At 38.8% G+C, this 15,040-nt stretch carries 15 protein-coding genes and 1 tRNA gene; 10 read left to right on the top strand and 6 right to left on the bottom strand.

The features are described 5' to 3' along the window. Positions 1 to 41 precede the first annotated feature (41 nt). Genes thrA through I5M19_RS12435 form a run of 5 tightly spaced genes read left to right on the top strand, consistent with a single transcriptional unit; the run spans position 42 to position 5,848 of the window. Positions 42 to 2,492, top strand: coding sequence for a bifunctional aspartate kinase/homoserine dehydrogenase I (gene thrA / locus I5M19_RS12455; RefSeq protein ID WP_200066656.1), 2,451 nt, complete (start codon positions 42 to 44; stop codon positions 2,490 to 2,492). Positions 2,493 to 2,524: 32 nt separating this feature from the next. Further along, on the top strand, positions 2,525 to 3,535 hold the full coding sequence (locus I5M19_RS12450) for a homoserine kinase (RefSeq protein ID WP_200066655.1): 1,011 nt from the start codon (positions 2,525 to 2,527) through the stop codon (positions 3,533 to 3,535). A gap of 15 nt (positions 3,536 to 3,550) precedes the next feature. Beyond that, positions 3,551 to 4,861 (top strand): threonine synthase, encoded by a 1,311-nt coding sequence (gene thrC / locus I5M19_RS12445; protein WP_200066654.1) that lies wholly within the window; start codon positions 3,551 to 3,553, stop codon positions 4,859 to 4,861. A 1-nt stretch (position 4,862) separates the two neighbouring features. Next, on the top strand, positions 4,863 to 5,246 hold the full coding sequence (locus I5M19_RS12440; RefSeq protein ID WP_200066653.1) for a hypothetical protein: 384 nt from the start codon (positions 4,863 to 4,865) through the stop codon (positions 5,244 to 5,246). After that, on the top strand, positions 5,243 to 5,848 hold the full coding sequence (locus I5M19_RS12435) for an HAD family hydrolase (protein WP_200066652.1): 606 nt from the start codon (positions 5,243 to 5,245) through the stop codon (positions 5,846 to 5,848). The genes I5M19_RS12440 and I5M19_RS12435 overlap by 4 nt, the downstream gene beginning before the upstream one ends. Positions 5,849 to 5,885: 37 nt before the next feature. Here the strand turns inward: I5M19_RS12435 and I5M19_RS12430 are convergent, their stop codons facing one another. Then, a complete protein-coding gene (locus I5M19_RS12430) occupies positions 5,886 to 6,467 on the bottom strand; it encodes a porin family protein (RefSeq protein WP_200066651.1) in 582 nt (193 codons plus the stop codon). A gap of 176 nt (positions 6,468 to 6,643) precedes the next feature. Here I5M19_RS12430 and I5M19_RS12425 point away from each other — a divergent pair, with 176 nt between their 5' ends. From I5M19_RS12425 to I5M19_RS12415, 3 genes are all read left to right on the top strand, one after another. Next, positions 6,644 to 6,859, top strand: coding sequence for a hypothetical protein (locus tag I5M19_RS12425; RefSeq protein ID WP_200066650.1), 216 nt, complete (start codon positions 6,644 to 6,646; stop codon positions 6,857 to 6,859). A 69-nt stretch (positions 6,860 to 6,928) separates the two neighbouring features. Beyond that, positions 6,929 to 8,659 carry a S41 family peptidase gene (locus I5M19_RS12420; protein ID WP_200066649.1) on the top strand — a complete coding sequence of 577 codons (1,731 nt, stop codon included), beginning with the start codon at positions 6,929 to 6,931 and terminating at the stop codon, positions 8,657 to 8,659. Positions 8,660 to 8,771: 112 nt separating this feature from the next. Next, positions 8,772 to 9,248, top strand: a complete 477-nt coding sequence (locus I5M19_RS12415) for a hypothetical protein (RefSeq protein WP_200066648.1) — start codon at positions 8,772 to 8,774, stop codon at positions 9,246 to 9,248. Between the two features lie 64 nt (positions 9,249 to 9,312). On the opposite strand, the gene I5M19_RS12410 is transcribed toward I5M19_RS12415, so the two are convergent. Next, on the bottom strand, positions 9,313 to 9,975 hold the full coding sequence (locus I5M19_RS12410) for a hypothetical protein (RefSeq protein WP_200066647.1): 663 nt from the start codon (positions 9,973 to 9,975) through the stop codon (positions 9,313 to 9,315). Positions 9,976 to 10,162: 187 nt separating this feature from the next. Here I5M19_RS12410 and I5M19_RS12405 point away from each other — a divergent pair. Continuing rightward, positions 10,163 to 10,236 (top strand) — tRNA-Asp (locus I5M19_RS12405). A 250-nt stretch (positions 10,237 to 10,486) separates the two neighbouring features. Next, positions 10,487 to 11,722: a site-specific integrase gene (locus I5M19_RS12400; protein ID WP_200066646.1), complete on the top strand. Its 1,236-nt coding sequence runs from the start codon at positions 10,487 to 10,489 to the stop codon at positions 11,720 to 11,722. A gap of 409 nt (positions 11,723 to 12,131) precedes the next feature. Here the strand turns inward: I5M19_RS12400 and I5M19_RS12395 are convergent, their stop codons facing one another. From I5M19_RS12395 to I5M19_RS12380, 4 genes are all read right to left on the bottom strand, one after another. Beyond that, positions 12,132 to 12,398 (bottom strand): helix-turn-helix domain-containing protein, encoded by a 267-nt coding sequence (locus tag I5M19_RS12395; protein WP_200066645.1) that lies wholly within the window; start codon positions 12,396 to 12,398, stop codon positions 12,132 to 12,134. Between the two features lie 91 nt (positions 12,399 to 12,489). Next, positions 12,490 to 13,470, bottom strand: coding sequence for a hypothetical protein (locus I5M19_RS12390; RefSeq protein ID WP_200066644.1), 981 nt, complete (start codon positions 13,468 to 13,470; stop codon positions 12,490 to 12,492). A gap of 107 nt (positions 13,471 to 13,577) precedes the next feature. After that, positions 13,578 to 14,375, bottom strand: a complete 798-nt coding sequence (locus I5M19_RS12385) for a hypothetical protein (RefSeq protein ID WP_200066643.1) — start codon at positions 14,373 to 14,375, stop codon at positions 13,578 to 13,580. A 2-nt stretch (positions 14,376 to 14,377) separates the two neighbouring features. Next, a complete protein-coding gene (locus I5M19_RS12380) occupies positions 14,378 to 14,659 on the bottom strand; it encodes a hypothetical protein (protein WP_200066642.1) in 282 nt (93 codons plus the stop codon). Positions 14,660 to 15,040: the final 381 nt, after the last annotated feature.

The raw sequence follows: 15,040 nt of genomic DNA, 5'->3' as shown, positions 1-15,040 counted from the left end.
TTCCTCCTAAAAGAGGAAGGCTTTTTTATGATATCACAAAAATGAAAGTTTTAAAATTCGGCGGTACTTCTGTAGGATCTGTTAACAGTATCCAAACTTTACTTAACATTTTAAAGAACGATGATAAATCTACAGGCCTGCCTGTTGTAGTATTGTCGGCTATGAGCGGGGTAACCAACCTTTTGATATCTATGGCAGAAGAGGCCGCAGCCGGAAATGATTTTACACAAACGCTTGCCGAACTGGAAAAACGCCACTATGACGTGGTGAAAAAGTTACTTCATGTTCAAAATCAAAATCCGGCCTACACCCGTTTAAAAATTCATTTTAATCAGTTAGAAGAACTATTGCAGGGTGTACTCACCTTGAAGGAACTTACGCCAAAAACACACGATCTGATATTGAGCTACGGCGAGCGATGTTCCACACTCATGATAAGTAAAATAGCGGCTCAGCATTTTGACAATGCTTTGTTTGTTGATGCGGCTGAATTAATAAAAACCGATAGCTCATTTGGCCATGCCCGGGTAAATATGGAGCTTACTGAATTACTTATCCGCGGATTTTATAAAGAGAACAGCGACAAAGTTTTATTTATCACCGGATTTATAGCATCCAACGAGGCAGAACAAATCACTACACTTGGACGGGGTGGCAGTGATTATACCGCCGCTATTTTCGGATCGGCGCTAAATGCCTCGGAAATACAAATATGGACTGATGTAAATGGCATGATGACCGCCGACCCCCGCATGGTAAAAAAAGCATTTTCGCTGGAGGAACTTACTTATACCGAAGCTATGGAGTTATCTTACTTTGGCGCTAAGGTGATATACCCGCCCACCATGACTCCCGCTTTTTTGAAAAAAATACCAATCGTCATCAAGAACACCTTCGACCCTGAGTTTAAGGGAACCGTTATCCGGCACGATTGCAAAGCATCTCTGCTGCCAATAAAGGGTATATCATCTATTAACAATATCAGCATATTAAACCTCCAGGGTAGCGGAATGGTTGGCAAATCGGGTTTTAGCGGGCGCTTATTTTCATTACTAGCCCGTGAACAGATCAATATAATATTGATAACGCAATCTTCATCTGAACACAGTATAACCTTCGCAGTACAGCCCGAAGATGTTTACCATGCAAAAACATTAATAGAGCAGGAATTTGAGCTGGAACTGCTTGCTCAAAAACTCGACCCTTTAGTAGTAGAACAGGATCAGGCTATATTAGCCATAGTGGGCGAAAACATGAAACAAACACCGGGAATGTCGGGCAAGCTATTTCATGCCCTCGGCCGAAACGGCGTGAATGTTCGTGCGATTGCCCAGGGCTCCTCTGAATATAACATATCGGTAATTATCTCCTCTGCTGATCTTGCCAAGGCTTTAAATGCAGTACACGATGCTTTTTTTGTACAGCTTACCAAAACGCTGCATGCCTTTTGTTTAGGTACCGGCAATATAGGCCGGACATTATTTGATCAACTAAATGCGCACCGCGATTTTTTACAGGAAAACAATGGCATACAGGTAAAAATAGCCGGTATAAGCAATACCCGCAAAATGGTTTTTAACGCTGATGGTTTGTCTTTAAATAGCTGGAAGGATGAATTAGAGCAATCTGTAACCACAGCCAATTTGGAAGACTTTATCTCAAGAATGAAGGAAATGAATTTACCTAACTGTGTGTTTATAGATAATACCGCCAGTCCTAAGCCTATTGAATTTTACGAAACCATTTTCAAATCGAACATATCCGTTGTTACCTGTAATAAAATTGGCAACTCGGCGTCATACAGTCAATATAAAACCTTCCGTGATACTGCCCGCAAACATGGGGTAGACTTTTTTTACGAAACTAATGTAGGAGCAGGTTTACCTATTATCCGCACACTTAAGGATTTAATGAGCAGCGGCGATAGGGTACAGCGTATTGAAGCTATACTCTCAGGCACTATTTCATTCATCTTTAATCATTTCAAAGCGGATGTGAACTTTCATGATGTGGTAAAAATGGCGCAGGAAAAAGGCTACACCGAACCAGATCCCAGAGACGACCTGCGTGGTACGGATTTTATGCGAAAGATGCTCATTTTGGCCCGGGATGCCGGTTATGAAATGGAAGCCACAGATGTGCAAATAGAGAGAATACTGCCCAAAGCCTGCCTGGTTGCGCAAACAGTTGATGATTTTTATGCTGCCTTGTTAGCCGAGGATGCCTACTTTGCTAATTTGAAAGATAAGGCAGAAAGGGAGAAAAAAGTATTACGCTACATTGGTAAGCTGGAAGATGGAAAAGCATCTATAACGTTACAAATGGTTGATGAAAACCATCCTTTTTATATGTTATCAGGCAGCGATAATATTATATCATTTACTACAGACCGTTATAAAGAGCGGCCATTAGTGGTAAAAGGGCCCGGAGCGGGTGCCGAGGTAACTGCGGCGGGTGTTTTTGCCGACCTGATAAACGTGGGTGCCAATTAATTTATCATCCTAATTATTATAAAAGCTTAACAATGGAAAATAATATACAAGAATTTAAGCCTCCGCTTAAGGAGGAAAAAGGCATTACCAATTCTGGCAATGTTAAGGTTGCTGACAGTATAGCTGTTTTTGCACCGGCTACGGTTGCCAATGTGGTTTGTGGTTTTGATGTACTTGGTTTCGCGGTAAACGAACCGGGAGACGAGGTTATTATGCGCATTACTAATAAACCGGGCATTACTATTAGTAAAATTACAGGGGATGATGGACGATTACCTCTTAACCCTGCTAAGAATACCGTAAGTGTTAGTGTGCAGCATTATTTGCAAAGCATTAACCGTACCGATATTGGCCTGGATATTGAACTGCATAAAAAAATGCCCATTGGCAGCGGTCTGGGTTCAAGTTCGGCAAGCACTGTAGCAGGTCTGTTCGCTATAAAAACCTTAATGGACGATAATAGCGATCCTGCAAAATTATTACCCTTCGCCATGAAGGGGGAGGAGATGGCATGCGGGCATGGTCATGCGGATAACGTGGCCCCCGCGTTATTTGGAGGCTTTGTGCTTATAAGGAGTTATTCTCCGTTAGATGTAGTGAGGCTACCACATCCGCCCGGATTATATTGTGCCATAATCTTTCCGGATGTTGACGTACCTACCCGCGAAGCCAGGCAGATCATCCGGAATAAAATATTAATGAAAGACGCTGTTACGCAATGGGGAAATATAGCAGGCTTAGTAAGTGGTCTGTTTATGCAGGATATTGATCTGATAGGGCGTAGCATGCAGGATGTTTTAGTGGAGCCGGTACGCTCAATGCTGATACCTGATTTTTATCCGATGCGTGAAATGGCTATGGAGTTAGGTGCTGTTAGTTTTGGTATATCAGGTTCAGGACCATCAGTATTCGCTTTTACAAGAGATGAAGAAACAGCCACGCTAATAATCCAAAAATTACAACAACACTTAACTAATATAAATATTAACTCAAAAACCTATGTATCTACAATTAACGATGCCGGGCCCAGAGTTATAGGTTAATATAAAGAATCACCAATGAAATTCTACAGCACTAATAATACCAATCTACGGGTGGGTTTTAAAGAGGCGGTTTTTAATAGCATGCCTAAAGATAAAGGCCTGTACATGCCCGTTGAAATTCCGTATCTGGGCGAAAAATTTATAAGCAATCTGGACGAGTACACATTACCGGAAATAGCCTTTCATATAGCCACCAGTTTACTTGAAGGCGATATCCCCGCTGAAGATCTGAAAAAGATCATCTACGATGCTATAAATTTTTATGCCCCTGTGGTAGAATTAGAGAAGAGTACCTATGTCTTAGAACTTTTTCATGGCCCATCATTAGCCTTTAAGGATTTTGGTGCCCGGTTTATGAGCCGGGTAATGAGTTATTTTTTAGCCAAGGGCGAAAAGCAACTGGATGTACTGGTAGCAACATCCGGGGATACCGGTGGTGCGGTAGCTTTGGGATTTTTAGGAGTGCCAAATACACGTGTTACAATTTTGTATCCCAAGGGAAAAGTAAGTAATATACAGGAATTACAATTAACCACAAACGGCCAAAATATACGTGCACTTGAAATTGACGGCACTTTTGATGATTGCCAGGCACTTGTAAAACAAGCCTTCACTGATGATGAGCTTAATAATGAACTTCGCCTGACATCTGCTAACTCTATCAATATCGCGCGACTTATTCCGCAGACTTTCTATTATTTCAACGCATATGCCCAACTCCTCAGAGAGGGCATAAACAAAGTGATATTTGCTGTACCAAGCGGTAATTTTGGCAACATTGGCGCAGGTTTATTGGCCTGGAAAATGGGATTGCCGGTAGAGCAGTTTATAGCAGCTACGAATGTTAACGATACCGTCCCGAAGTTTTTAAAAACCGGGGTTTATCAGCCTAAATCCTCGGTAGCTACATTATCAAATGCAATGGATGTGGGTAATCCCAGTAATTGGGTTCGAATTGCCGATATGTTTAAAAAGGATACGGATGCATTAAAAAAGCAAATAACCGGGTATGCTTATACCGATGAGGATACCCTAAAAGCAATTCACGAGATAAACGCCGAATATAATTATATTGCTTGTCCGCATACAGCAATAGCATGGAGGGCTTTAAGGGATTGGAAACATGAGCGAAATAGCGACAATGTAGCCGGAGTTTTCTTATCTACGGCACATCCGTGCAAATTCCCTGAAGTTTTCAACAAGAATATCGCCGATAAGATCGTAATTCCCGAACATGTAAAAGCTTTATCAGAAAAAGAAAGTAAAGCCGTAAGTTTGGACGTAGACTTTGCCGGATTTAAGAAATACTTGCTAGAAAATAATTAACATGAAAAAGTCCCTCATAAATTATGTATTCCCATTTTTTTTGTTGTTGGCAATATCAGGGTGCCGTAACCAGGAGAAGTTCACTACTGAAGGTTGGAACGACGGTGATGGAATAAGCTGGCCAAAACGCTATACAATGGTTGAGGACCTTTTACAAAATCATAAATTAAAGGGGATGAGTTATAAGCAGGTAATAAACTTATTAGATTACCCTCAACGAAATAGCCACACTGACAGAAGTTTTTCTTATGAGATAACCCGCAAGATGGATTTGGCTGACACCTTATATTTTAAAAGCCTGATTTTTTATCTTAACAAAGATTCGGTGGTAACCGGAGTTAAGGTATATGAGTTTAAACACGAAAAGAAGATTAAAAAGAAGTGATCAATACAATTATTTTTGACTTGGGTGCGGTGCTGATTGACTGGAACCCCCATTATATGTACCGAACAATTTTTGACGATGAACAGGAAATGCTTGATTTCCTTAAAAACATAACCACATCTGATTGGAATGAAGAGCAGGATGCCGGACGTAGTTTAGCTGAAGGTACAGCAGCTTTAATTAAAGAACATCCGGAACACGAAAAAAACATACGTGCGTTTTATGATCGCTGGGATGAGATGCTTGGCGAAGCCTTTTATGGAACCGTTGAAATTTTTAAAGAACTAAAGGAAAGTGGCAGATATAAAATATATGCACTCACTAATTGGTCGGCAGAAACCTTTCCTAAGGCTATTGCCAAATTTGATTTTTTGAGTTGGTTTGACGGTATAGTAGTTTCAGGCACTGAAAAAATGCGCAAACCTTCGCCTCAATTTTATAATATCTTATTAAACAGATACAATGTTAATCCTGCAGAGGCATTATTTATCGACGATAATTACCGCAACATTTTAGCGGCAGAAAACTTAGGTATAACTTGTGTGCATTTCACTTCGCCAGAACAGTTAAAAGAGGATCTAAAATCTAAAAATTTAATTTGAGATCCTCTCTTAATCCAAAGCTTACTGAATTTATCTCTTAAAAGAACTTAAAGCCAACGCTAAGCGACCAAATATTCTGACGCTGTCCGTAATTGTCATTTATTTTTGTCAGCCCGCCTTCATAACGCAAATCAGCTGTGATATGGCCAAGATCAAGTCCTGCTCCTGCCTGAAATCCCAAAGTGCTGTTGTTATAATCTCCAAAATCGTGATATGCCTGATTGAAATTATCCGAAAAGCTGGCGTTCTTATCTAATACATAGGTATAAACCGGCCCGGCCATGATGTGTATATTTAAATTTTGACCTCCAAAATATTTACCAATTAATAACGGAACATTTAAGTTAGTAAACCTAACCTTACCGTTATATGCGGTTCCGTTGTCATTAGAATCAAATTTACCCCCCGTACTGCTTAAGTAAAGTTCTGGCTGTATAAAAAGACTTTTTCCTACACGAGCAAATAAACCAGCCTGATATCCTGCTATTATTGACTCATCTAAATTATCTGTGTTGATCTTAGAAAAATTAACGCCTGCTTTAGCCCCTAAAGAGAATTGTGCATGAGCACTAACGGTTGTAAGTATAATAACTGCAAACCCTAAAATGTACTTTTTCATAGTTATAGTTTTTAGATAAATAAACATATGTAATTTAATATAAACCCATTCTATTTAAATTAGTTGGATTTAAAGTATCAATAGATTGGGCTTAAAGGTAAAAGTTTAATAATTAGCCGCATTTTAAACGAAGCAACGTTGTATTTTTATATTTTTGCTAAAATAATTTTATTTCCATGGCAGAGATCACTATCAGTAATAAAGATTGGGAACGCATAAAAATTAAGGTTCAACGAAAATACAACCACCTTACTGACGAACAATTAAATTATACCGAAGGACAAGAAGAAACGCTTATATCCCGTTTAATGAATTTGGTTAACCGCGACAGAAAATACATCGTATTTACATTAAAAAAGGCGCTGGTTAATATTGATAACAACCGGCTTTAATAAGCTCACATTATAAAAGCTGCGAAGCTTTATGTATGTTTAAGTTTTAAGGTTAAGGAGTATGATATAATGCAGCGCATTAGTAAATTAAAAAAGCCCGTACTATTTGCCGGGGCAATGGCCATTGCTGTGCTATTGTGGAGTTTTAATGACGATCTTTTTCAGATCTCCAAAAATCTTGATGTCTTTGCATCTGTCTATAAAGAAGTTAACATCAATTATGTTGATGATATCAACTCAGCCAAGTTAGTTAAAACTGGTGTTGATGCCATGCTTAATGGTCTTGATCCATATACCGAATTCGTACCAGAATCGGAGATAGAGGATTATAAGCTGCACTATGTCAGCACTCAATATGGCGGCATAGGTGCCAGTATCTTTTCACGTAAAGGAAAGATTTACATATCTGATATTTTTGAAGGATTCCCCGCTCAAAAAGCAGATGTCAGACAGGGAGACGAGTTAATTAAAATAAACAATATAGATCTCGCTGGCAAAACCAACGATGAGGTCAGCTCTTTATTAAAGGGTTCAAAAGGTGCGCAAATCAGATTACTTCTGAAACGTGAGGGGGATGCACCAGTTGAAAAAACGTTGATTCGTGCTGAAATAAAACAACCGAACGTTGTTTATTACGGAATGGTTGGCGGTAACATGGGGTATATTAAGCTTAATAAATTCCTCGAAAATTCGGCTAATGAAGTTACCGATGCTTTGGTGGCTTTAAAAAAAAATAATCCGAATGGTATAATACTTGATCTCCGGTCAAACGGCGGCGGCATTTTACAGGAAGCTGTAAAAATTGTTAATCTTTTTGTTGAGAAGGATGTAATGGTAGTTTCCCAAAAGGGGAAAATAAAGGAGAAAAACTTTACTTATAACACCATAAATAATCCTATAGAACCTAACCTGCCTTTAGTTGTTTTGGTAAATAGCCGGTCGGCATCGGCATCAGAAATAGTTGCCGGCGCATTACAGGATTTAGACAGAGCAATAATTATTGGCCAGCGTAGCTACGGCAAGGGTTTGGTTCAACAAACATTCTCTTTACCCTATAACAGCCTGGTTAAAATTACAGTCGCAAAATATTATATTCCTTCAGGTCGTTGCGTTCAGGAATTAGATTATGCACACCGGAAAGATGATGGAAGTGTAATAAAATTCGCTGATTCATTGCTTCATGAATTTAAGACAAAAAATGGTCGCTCTGTATACGACGGGAGTGGCGTTTATCCGGATATTTTTATTAAACAGGAACGATTTGCCAATATTACACAAACGTTGGTAACTAAACTTTTTATATTTGATTATGCAACGCAATACCGAATTGCTCATCCAAGAATCGGTGACCCACGCAACTTTACTTTATCCGAAACGGAATACAACGATTTTATAAAATATCTGGCAGATAAAAATTATTCCTATAATACTGTTTCGGAAAAAATGCTTACAAGTTTAAAAGACGTGGCTACCCGCGAAAAGCAATTTGATGAAATAAAGCCGGAGTATGAGGAATTAAAAGCCAAAATATTAAGCACTAAAAAGAATGACCTGCAATTACACAAGCAGGAAATAGAACAAGTCCTTGAAAATGAAATCGCTTCGCGTTATTATTATGAAAAAGGAAGGTATGAGGCCAACTTTAAATACGATACAGAACTTGACAAAGCGATAAAAACAATGGAAGCCCCTTCTCAACTTGCATCTATTTTACGAGGAGATGGTAATTATAAAATTATTGGCAAACCCGTTTTAGCTATGACCAAAGCCGATAAGGAAAACGTAAACACCGAGGAATAATCATATTATTAAATTGTAACATCTAAGCTATATTAAGCTGAGCGGTAGCTTCAGTTCATATTTTATTAAACTATACTCATAATTGACTGTCATACTTCAAACAATAACAATTATGAAAAAGTTAATTTTATCAACAGCAATATTTTTTAGCTGTTTATCAATACAAATAGTAAAAGCACAACTCAGTGTAAATATTAATATCGGCAGTCAACCTGAATGGGGGCCTGTAGGATATGACCATGTAGATTATTACTACATACCGGATATTGATACTTATTATGATGTTCCGGCTCATCAATACGTTTATTATAATAATAACGCATGGGTACACAGCAGGGCATTACCTGCAAAATATAAAAACTATAACCTTTATAACGGTTATAAAGTTGTTGTAAACGAGCACACCCCATGGGTGCATAACGACATTATCAGGACTAAATATGTAGGCTACAAAGACCATAAAAGTCAGGTAATTATAAGAGACAGTCATGATGTTAAGTATGCCAAACATTGGACTAACAATAGTCGAAAAGCAGTTAAGGCAATGAAAAAAGAGAGAAAGAACGAACGAAAAAAAGATAAACATTAAAATTAAGCGTTGTCCTATAAATAGAAAAAGAGCATCAAATTTATGCTCTTTTTCTATTTAAAATCTATTGATTACAAAATACAATAAGTTTTTTGAAGTCTTCGATTTTATTTAAGTCAATGTTGTTTTCCTTCACAAAGCTTTCTATTTGGGAAGACTTTTCAGAAAAGAGCTTTTCAACTTTTTTAAGATTAGAAGCTTCATAAAAGACGCCTTTTTTTTGCAACCAAAATACATTTTCAGATTTTAATTCATAGTTTTCGGGCAGGGTCATATCATAATCAACATATGTTGTTCCTTTTGTTTGTTTTACACCAATAAAGCCCCCTATAGAATTATTTGATCCACCGCCAGCGCCGATGGTTGCCTTTGAATTAACAGCCTTATTTTTATATTGAATATATAATGTAACAGGTGTATTGGTAAGCCTCTCAAAAAAAACAGCTCTCGCCGGTATAAATTTACGGCTATCAAAATAAAGAGTGTCAATATTACCAATTGTTTCTTTATCTAAAACGAGCTTTTTGCCATTATTATCAAACATCATCTCTTGAGTGATGGTATTATAATCTAATAACGCTTTTACCACTCCTCCATCTTTCTGTAAAACAGTCCCTGAAATAAATTTTGAAAATACAAATGGCGACCGCGGAGATTCCATTTGAGCAAATGCAGTATTATAAAAAAAGATGAACGCAATTATCCCTTTTAAGCATTGTTTAAGCATGGTAAATGTTTTAAAGTTGAACGTAAATTACCCATTATTAAGTATAAAGTAAACGCTTTATCAAAATATAAATAAATAATGATTTATATTTATTCATCTTGAAAAAAACAAAAAATGCAATAAATCAATAATTTTAAAAAAACAGCTTGCTTAATAAAAAATGGTGCGTATATTTGCCAACCCAAACGGAGTGGTAGTTCAGCTGGTTAGAATACATGCCTGTCACGCATGGGGTCGCGGGTTCGAGTCCCGTCCATTCCGCTGATTATGTTATCAAAAACATCAAAAGGGCCTTTAATCGTTGATTAAGGGCCTTTTTTGTTTTACTACCTTACCAAAACTCGCATTAAAACACATAATTCTATTGCGTCATTCATTGCGTCATTTCAAACCAGAAAAAAGACGCAATGAAAACCGCATAATGAATTGATAATGAGCATGTACAGCGCGTGGACATCTTGTTTGGATGATGATCTAAACCGACATTTGTTTAACCTTTAAATGTTAGTTTATGTTAGAAAAAAGCTTCGGACTGCTTTTTTATTTGAAACAGTCCAAAAATCGAAAAAAAGGCCCCCTTTACATTTACCTGAAAATTACGGTAGATGGCAAATCAGTTGAGCTATCTTCCAAGCGAAAATGTGACCCTGCCAAGTGGAACTCTGCTGGTGCAAGGGCAATGGGGACGAAGGAAGATGCCAGAGAATTAAATTATTTCCTGGACGCATTAGAGCTGCAAATTTTCCAGGCTAAGAGATCACTAATCGAAGCTGATCGTGAAGTTTCCGCACAGGCGATAAAAGATATTCTTACCGGCAATGTTGAAAAACGTAAAAAAATCCTGGAGGTATTCAGTATGCATAACGCCCAGATGAAAGCATTACAAGGAGTTGACTTTGCCGCAAGCACCATGCAGCGCTACAATATTTCTTATAACCACACGAGGGATTTTATAAAGTGGAAGTATGGGACTGACGATAGAGATATTAAGGATCTTGACCATGAGTTTATTTCCCAATATGCTTTCTGGTTAAAAACCGTTCGAAATTGCGATCACAACACCACAATGAAATATTTAGTCAATTTTAAAAAAATAGTGCTGATCTGTGTGAAGAGCAAATGGCTTCCGGGAGATCCATTTTCCAATTTCAAATTAACGAGAAAAGCCCTGGAGAGAACCGCATTGACGGACGCAGAACTGCAACGGATAACCGAAAAGGATTTTGAAAACGTGAGGTTAAGTAATGTCAGGGATATTTTCCTTTTTAGTTGTTATACCGGGCTTGCTTACATTGACGTCAAAAATTTAAAACGGGGTGACATTCAAAAAGGTGTGGACGGGGAGCAGTGGATTTTTATTAACCGGCAAAAGACGAACGCATTATCAAGAATCCCCTTGTTAAAGGAGGCCATGAGAATTATTAAAAAATATGATAAGCACCCGAAATGTATAGTCAATGGCGTGGTTTTACCAGTGCTGACCAACCAAAAAATGAATTCCTACCTCAAAGAGATAGCCGACTGCTGTGGTATCAAGGTAGAGCTTACTTACCATATCGCACGGCATACATTTGCAACGACGGTAACTTTGAATAATGGCGTTCCTATTGAGACGGTGTCTAAAATGCTGGGGCATGCTACTATAAAGCAAACGCAACATTATGCAAAGACACTTGACTTTAAAGTCAGTGAAGACATGAACAGGCTTAAGAAACGGTTGGTTAGAAAAGGGTCTGTGTTAGTGTAGTTAAACACAGGAAGCATAAGATCATTATCGTCTTATGCTTCCTTTTAAACAATTAGTATAGGGATGGGGAAGTTTGCCGGAACGGCATTTGAAGAGAAGAGTTAAGCAAAGCCGCCTATTGAATATTACGGGATAATCTCAATAGCGCTGCCCGCATAACAGTCATAGGTAGGCCGGTAAAGAATGTATCCAAAATCGCAAAGTTGATTAATACATTTATGGTATGTTGTTATACTGCCAATGTGAGCCTTTGTCATTAATTTTTTTCGAGAAATTTTCACTTGCCTTTCGAAACCGGCCTGTTGCCATAAAATAAGCATGGTAACATACAGACTGATGTGCCATACTGTTATACGAGGATCTTCAGTCATCTTACCATAGAGTTCTGAAATAATGTATGTCTGAGGCATCATTTAGTCAATTTTCCACTAAGCATGTTTTGAATGTCGGCGAGATTATAAAAATGTATTCCACCTATTTTTTGGGATTTTAGCTTCCCGGTGATTCTTAAATTTTGGACGGTGCCTGTCGAAACCTTGAGCATTTTTCTGACATCTGCGCATCTGAGCCACTCTTTGGTTTCCGTTTTATTGTTGGCCAACAAAGCCCTAATGTCATTCAACAGTGTTTGTCGAAAAGCTTCGAGATCGTCTTTAGTGATTATTTCTATCGCCATGGACTATAAATTAAAAATTGGATACGTTACCCGACTACTGTCGGACGCTGTTATGAGCCGGGTTTTTTACCCCCGGTTATAGAGACGCAATCTATTTAGAGGCATCAACAAATTTCTTTTTTGTTCTGGCGCGTAACAGGTCGTATTTAGGAGGGATGACCTCTGCATAAAACCCACGGTAATTAAACCGGTGTTCACCACGCAAATAACGATTGATAAAAACGGTATAGTCTTCACCGGGCGATGCGACCTTCCTTCGGTAATGTTCCTTTACGAAATGGACCATCTGCTTTTTATTTTCAAACTTCATGAGTGAAGTTTTATACAGCTCCGAAAGTATCTGAGGCTCAATTGGCACGATTAGGCCTATGTTGTCATATTCTTTAATATAAATAGACCATTCGTAATACATTGACATGGCGACCTGATAAGACATAGCGATCAGTTTCATTATGTCAACGAGATGTTCTTTAGGCAATAAGGTAACCGCATTGGGAGGCATCGTATAATTAGGATGAAGTGAGATAGGGTTCGGTATTTCTGTAAAAGACAATTTATCCGAGTTCTCTACCTTAGTCCCTAATGCAAAAAAGCCTTTATTAAACTCGTAGCCGCATTTAAAACCATAAAATGCCTCGGTTTTCTTATTGTAAAACGCGGACGAAATTTCATAAGCATATTGAAGTGTAGACCTTAAAGATTGTTTCGTGCGGATATCAAGCTGCTTGACCTTGTTGAGTTGTATCGTTTCCTCGAATGTCATTACTTTGATGTTCAGGTTAGGGAAAATTTCCGGCGTAGCCTGTAGATCGGTAAAGGGTCTGAAGAATTTTACACGATTGTTTAACGCATCGTCGCCGCCTGCCATCAGATAAGCTTTGTCGAAATGGTTACGTGTAACGAGTGGCAGATATTCGGCCAGCCGCATTTGATTGAAATTCTGCTGTATCATCAGCATGGCCCATTCGAGGCGGTCGATAAAGTCCGTGCAAATGAAATCGTTGGTAACAGCTTCACCGAATTGCTCTTCTGAAAGTGCCAGGTCTTTATTCAGTAAACTTGAATTTTTCATAAACAGTTGGATTACAGTAAATAGCATTAGATGAGTTAATAATTGCGCTAAGCAACGGGGGCTCTGTAGTTGGAAGATTTCCGGAAAGAGGTTATCACACGCTGTTCTTACCGGCCGCGTTTATGCGATTGGGTTTCATTGTTCAGAGAATTTCCGGCAGCAAGCCTTTTGTTGTTCTGAATGTATTCCGGCAGCCCCGTTTCTGATAGCGGGGTTACCTTTGCCTTCAGGTTCATTTGAAAGGGATGATCATTTAACAAATCAGTTTCGCCTATGCCATATTCCCTTGCGACAGCAACGGGATCGAGCTTTGCTTCACAAGGAATTTCAAGCACGACCACATTTTCCGGCAGCTCCAGGAGGTTTTCGTCAGGTTCATATAATTCGTGGGTTTCGGTATTGTAAAAACAAAGGTATTCTTCACCGCTATCGGACATTTCCATGTCCCTTAAACTGATATTCTTCCAGGGTTCTTCTGTTTCTCGCAGTTCTTTTAAGCGCCAGTCAATGGTAAAATCCGTGCCTGCCAAATCAATATGCGGCAATTTGCCGGACAACCGCAACGCGGTATCTTTATCTGCAAGGTAAAATCCCCATTCTTTATCATGGCTTAACCTATTCAGGTCCTGTTTAAAATCTTCGGTTAAAGAACCATGTTCATCAAGGATCGGCGCAGGAATGATCACGTTAAGAATTTGATCGTAATGTTTACCAAAATCCGGCCATTCGGTAGATAGGTTAATGCCGCTCTTATACAATTTAGCCGCATAATAACCCTCTTCCTTTTTTAAGTGATCGAAGCGAATGATATTTTCCCATTTATTAAATTGCTGTAATAGGCGCCGATCCCGGTCAATGATAAAAGGAATTGCTCCGATTGCTATTATTTCTGATTGATCGTCCATGGCTACTTTTGTTTTGCGGTAGCTTTTTCGGCCATATCAATTAATCGCTTTAAATATTCATGGCGGGTCTTCACCAACTCCATAGTGAAGCCGAGCGCTTCTTTCATGGCCTTATTGTCAACCCCTTTGAGTGTGAATTTGATATTTATATCATCATCACTGACAACCGTTACGTGGGCAATATTTAAAAACTGCATCAATTTGCTCTGGTGCACATCAAATGCTTTGATCTGCAATGGTTCCAGCCAGGTCACTGTTTTATTGAGTATCCCGGTGCTGACCATGAACATTTCCGGTGAGATAACATACAATTCTGCACATAGCAAAAAGACATGATATAAAAACCCAAGCAGTACGAGCCAGCTCGCTATAATCAGTAAAGGATGCACGAGAACTGTTCCTGCGATGAAGCCAAAAAACAATAAGAGCCAGGGACAAGTACGAATTAACATGAACCGGATAGACGGCCGCAACGGGGCTATCCCAAATGGTAATATTTTCATTTGATTAAAATTTAAGGGTTAATAAAAAGAGGATTGGAATAATTGCCACAGGCCGAAATGCCGGGTCGAAAAAGTTTAATGGATGCTAAAATATAAGGCTCAAAAAAAGAAAAGTCCCTGAGCGCTCGCCGCCGGGACCTTTCAACCTAAACCTTATCACAA

Source organism: Mucilaginibacter segetis, from assembly GCF_016522075.1.
Taxonomy (GTDB): Bacteria; Bacteroidota; Bacteroidia; order Sphingobacteriales; family Sphingobacteriaceae; genus Mucilaginibacter; species Mucilaginibacter segetis.
Note: the sequence above shows the minus strand (reverse complement) of the source record. Positions and strands in the feature narration are given on the sequence as shown.

What these genes read in the sequence shown, in the direction of transcription:
- I5M19_RS12380 (WP_200066642.1), bottom strand. Translation starts at nt 14,659, where the DNA reads ATGGTCAGCACCGGGATACTCAATAAAACAGTGACCTGGCTGGAACCA.
- I5M19_RS12400 (WP_200066646.1), top strand. Translation starts at nt 10,487, where the DNA reads ATGTTAGAAAAAAGCTTCGGACTGCTTTTTTATTTGAAACAGTCCAAA.
- I5M19_RS12395 (WP_200066645.1), bottom strand. Translation starts at nt 12,398, where the DNA reads ATGGCGATAGAAATAATCACTAAAGACGATCTCGAAGCTTTTCGACAA.
- thrA (WP_200066656.1), top strand. Translation starts at nt 42, where the DNA reads ATGAAAGTTTTAAAATTCGGCGGTACTTCTGTAGGATCTGTTAACAGT.
- I5M19_RS12420 (WP_200066649.1), top strand. Translation starts at nt 6,929, where the DNA reads ATGCAGCGCATTAGTAAATTAAAAAAGCCCGTACTATTTGCCGGGGCA.
- I5M19_RS12430 (WP_200066651.1), bottom strand. Translation starts at nt 6,467, where the DNA reads ATGAAAAAGTACATTTTAGGGTTTGCAGTTATTATACTTACAACCGTT.
- I5M19_RS12425 (WP_200066650.1), top strand. Translation starts at nt 6,644, where the DNA reads ATGGCAGAGATCACTATCAGTAATAAAGATTGGGAACGCATAAAAATT.
- I5M19_RS12415 (WP_200066648.1), top strand. Translation starts at nt 8,772, where the DNA reads ATGAAAAAGTTAATTTTATCAACAGCAATATTTTTTAGCTGTTTATCA.
- I5M19_RS12440 (WP_200066653.1), top strand. Translation starts at nt 4,863, where the DNA reads ATGAAAAAGTCCCTCATAAATTATGTATTCCCATTTTTTTTGTTGTTG.
- I5M19_RS12385 (WP_200066643.1), bottom strand. Translation starts at nt 14,375, where the DNA reads ATGGACGATCAATCAGAAATAATAGCAATCGGAGCAATTCCTTTTATC.
- thrC (WP_200066654.1), top strand. Translation starts at nt 3,551, where the DNA reads ATGAAATTCTACAGCACTAATAATACCAATCTACGGGTGGGTTTTAAA.
- I5M19_RS12390 (WP_200066644.1), bottom strand. Translation starts at nt 13,470, where the DNA reads ATGAAAAATTCAAGTTTACTGAATAAAGACCTGGCACTTTCAGAAGAG.
- I5M19_RS12450 (WP_200066655.1), top strand. Translation starts at nt 2,525, where the DNA reads ATGGAAAATAATATACAAGAATTTAAGCCTCCGCTTAAGGAGGAAAAA.
- I5M19_RS12410 (WP_200066647.1), bottom strand. Translation starts at nt 9,975, where the DNA reads ATGCTTAAACAATGCTTAAAAGGGATAATTGCGTTCATCTTTTTTTAT.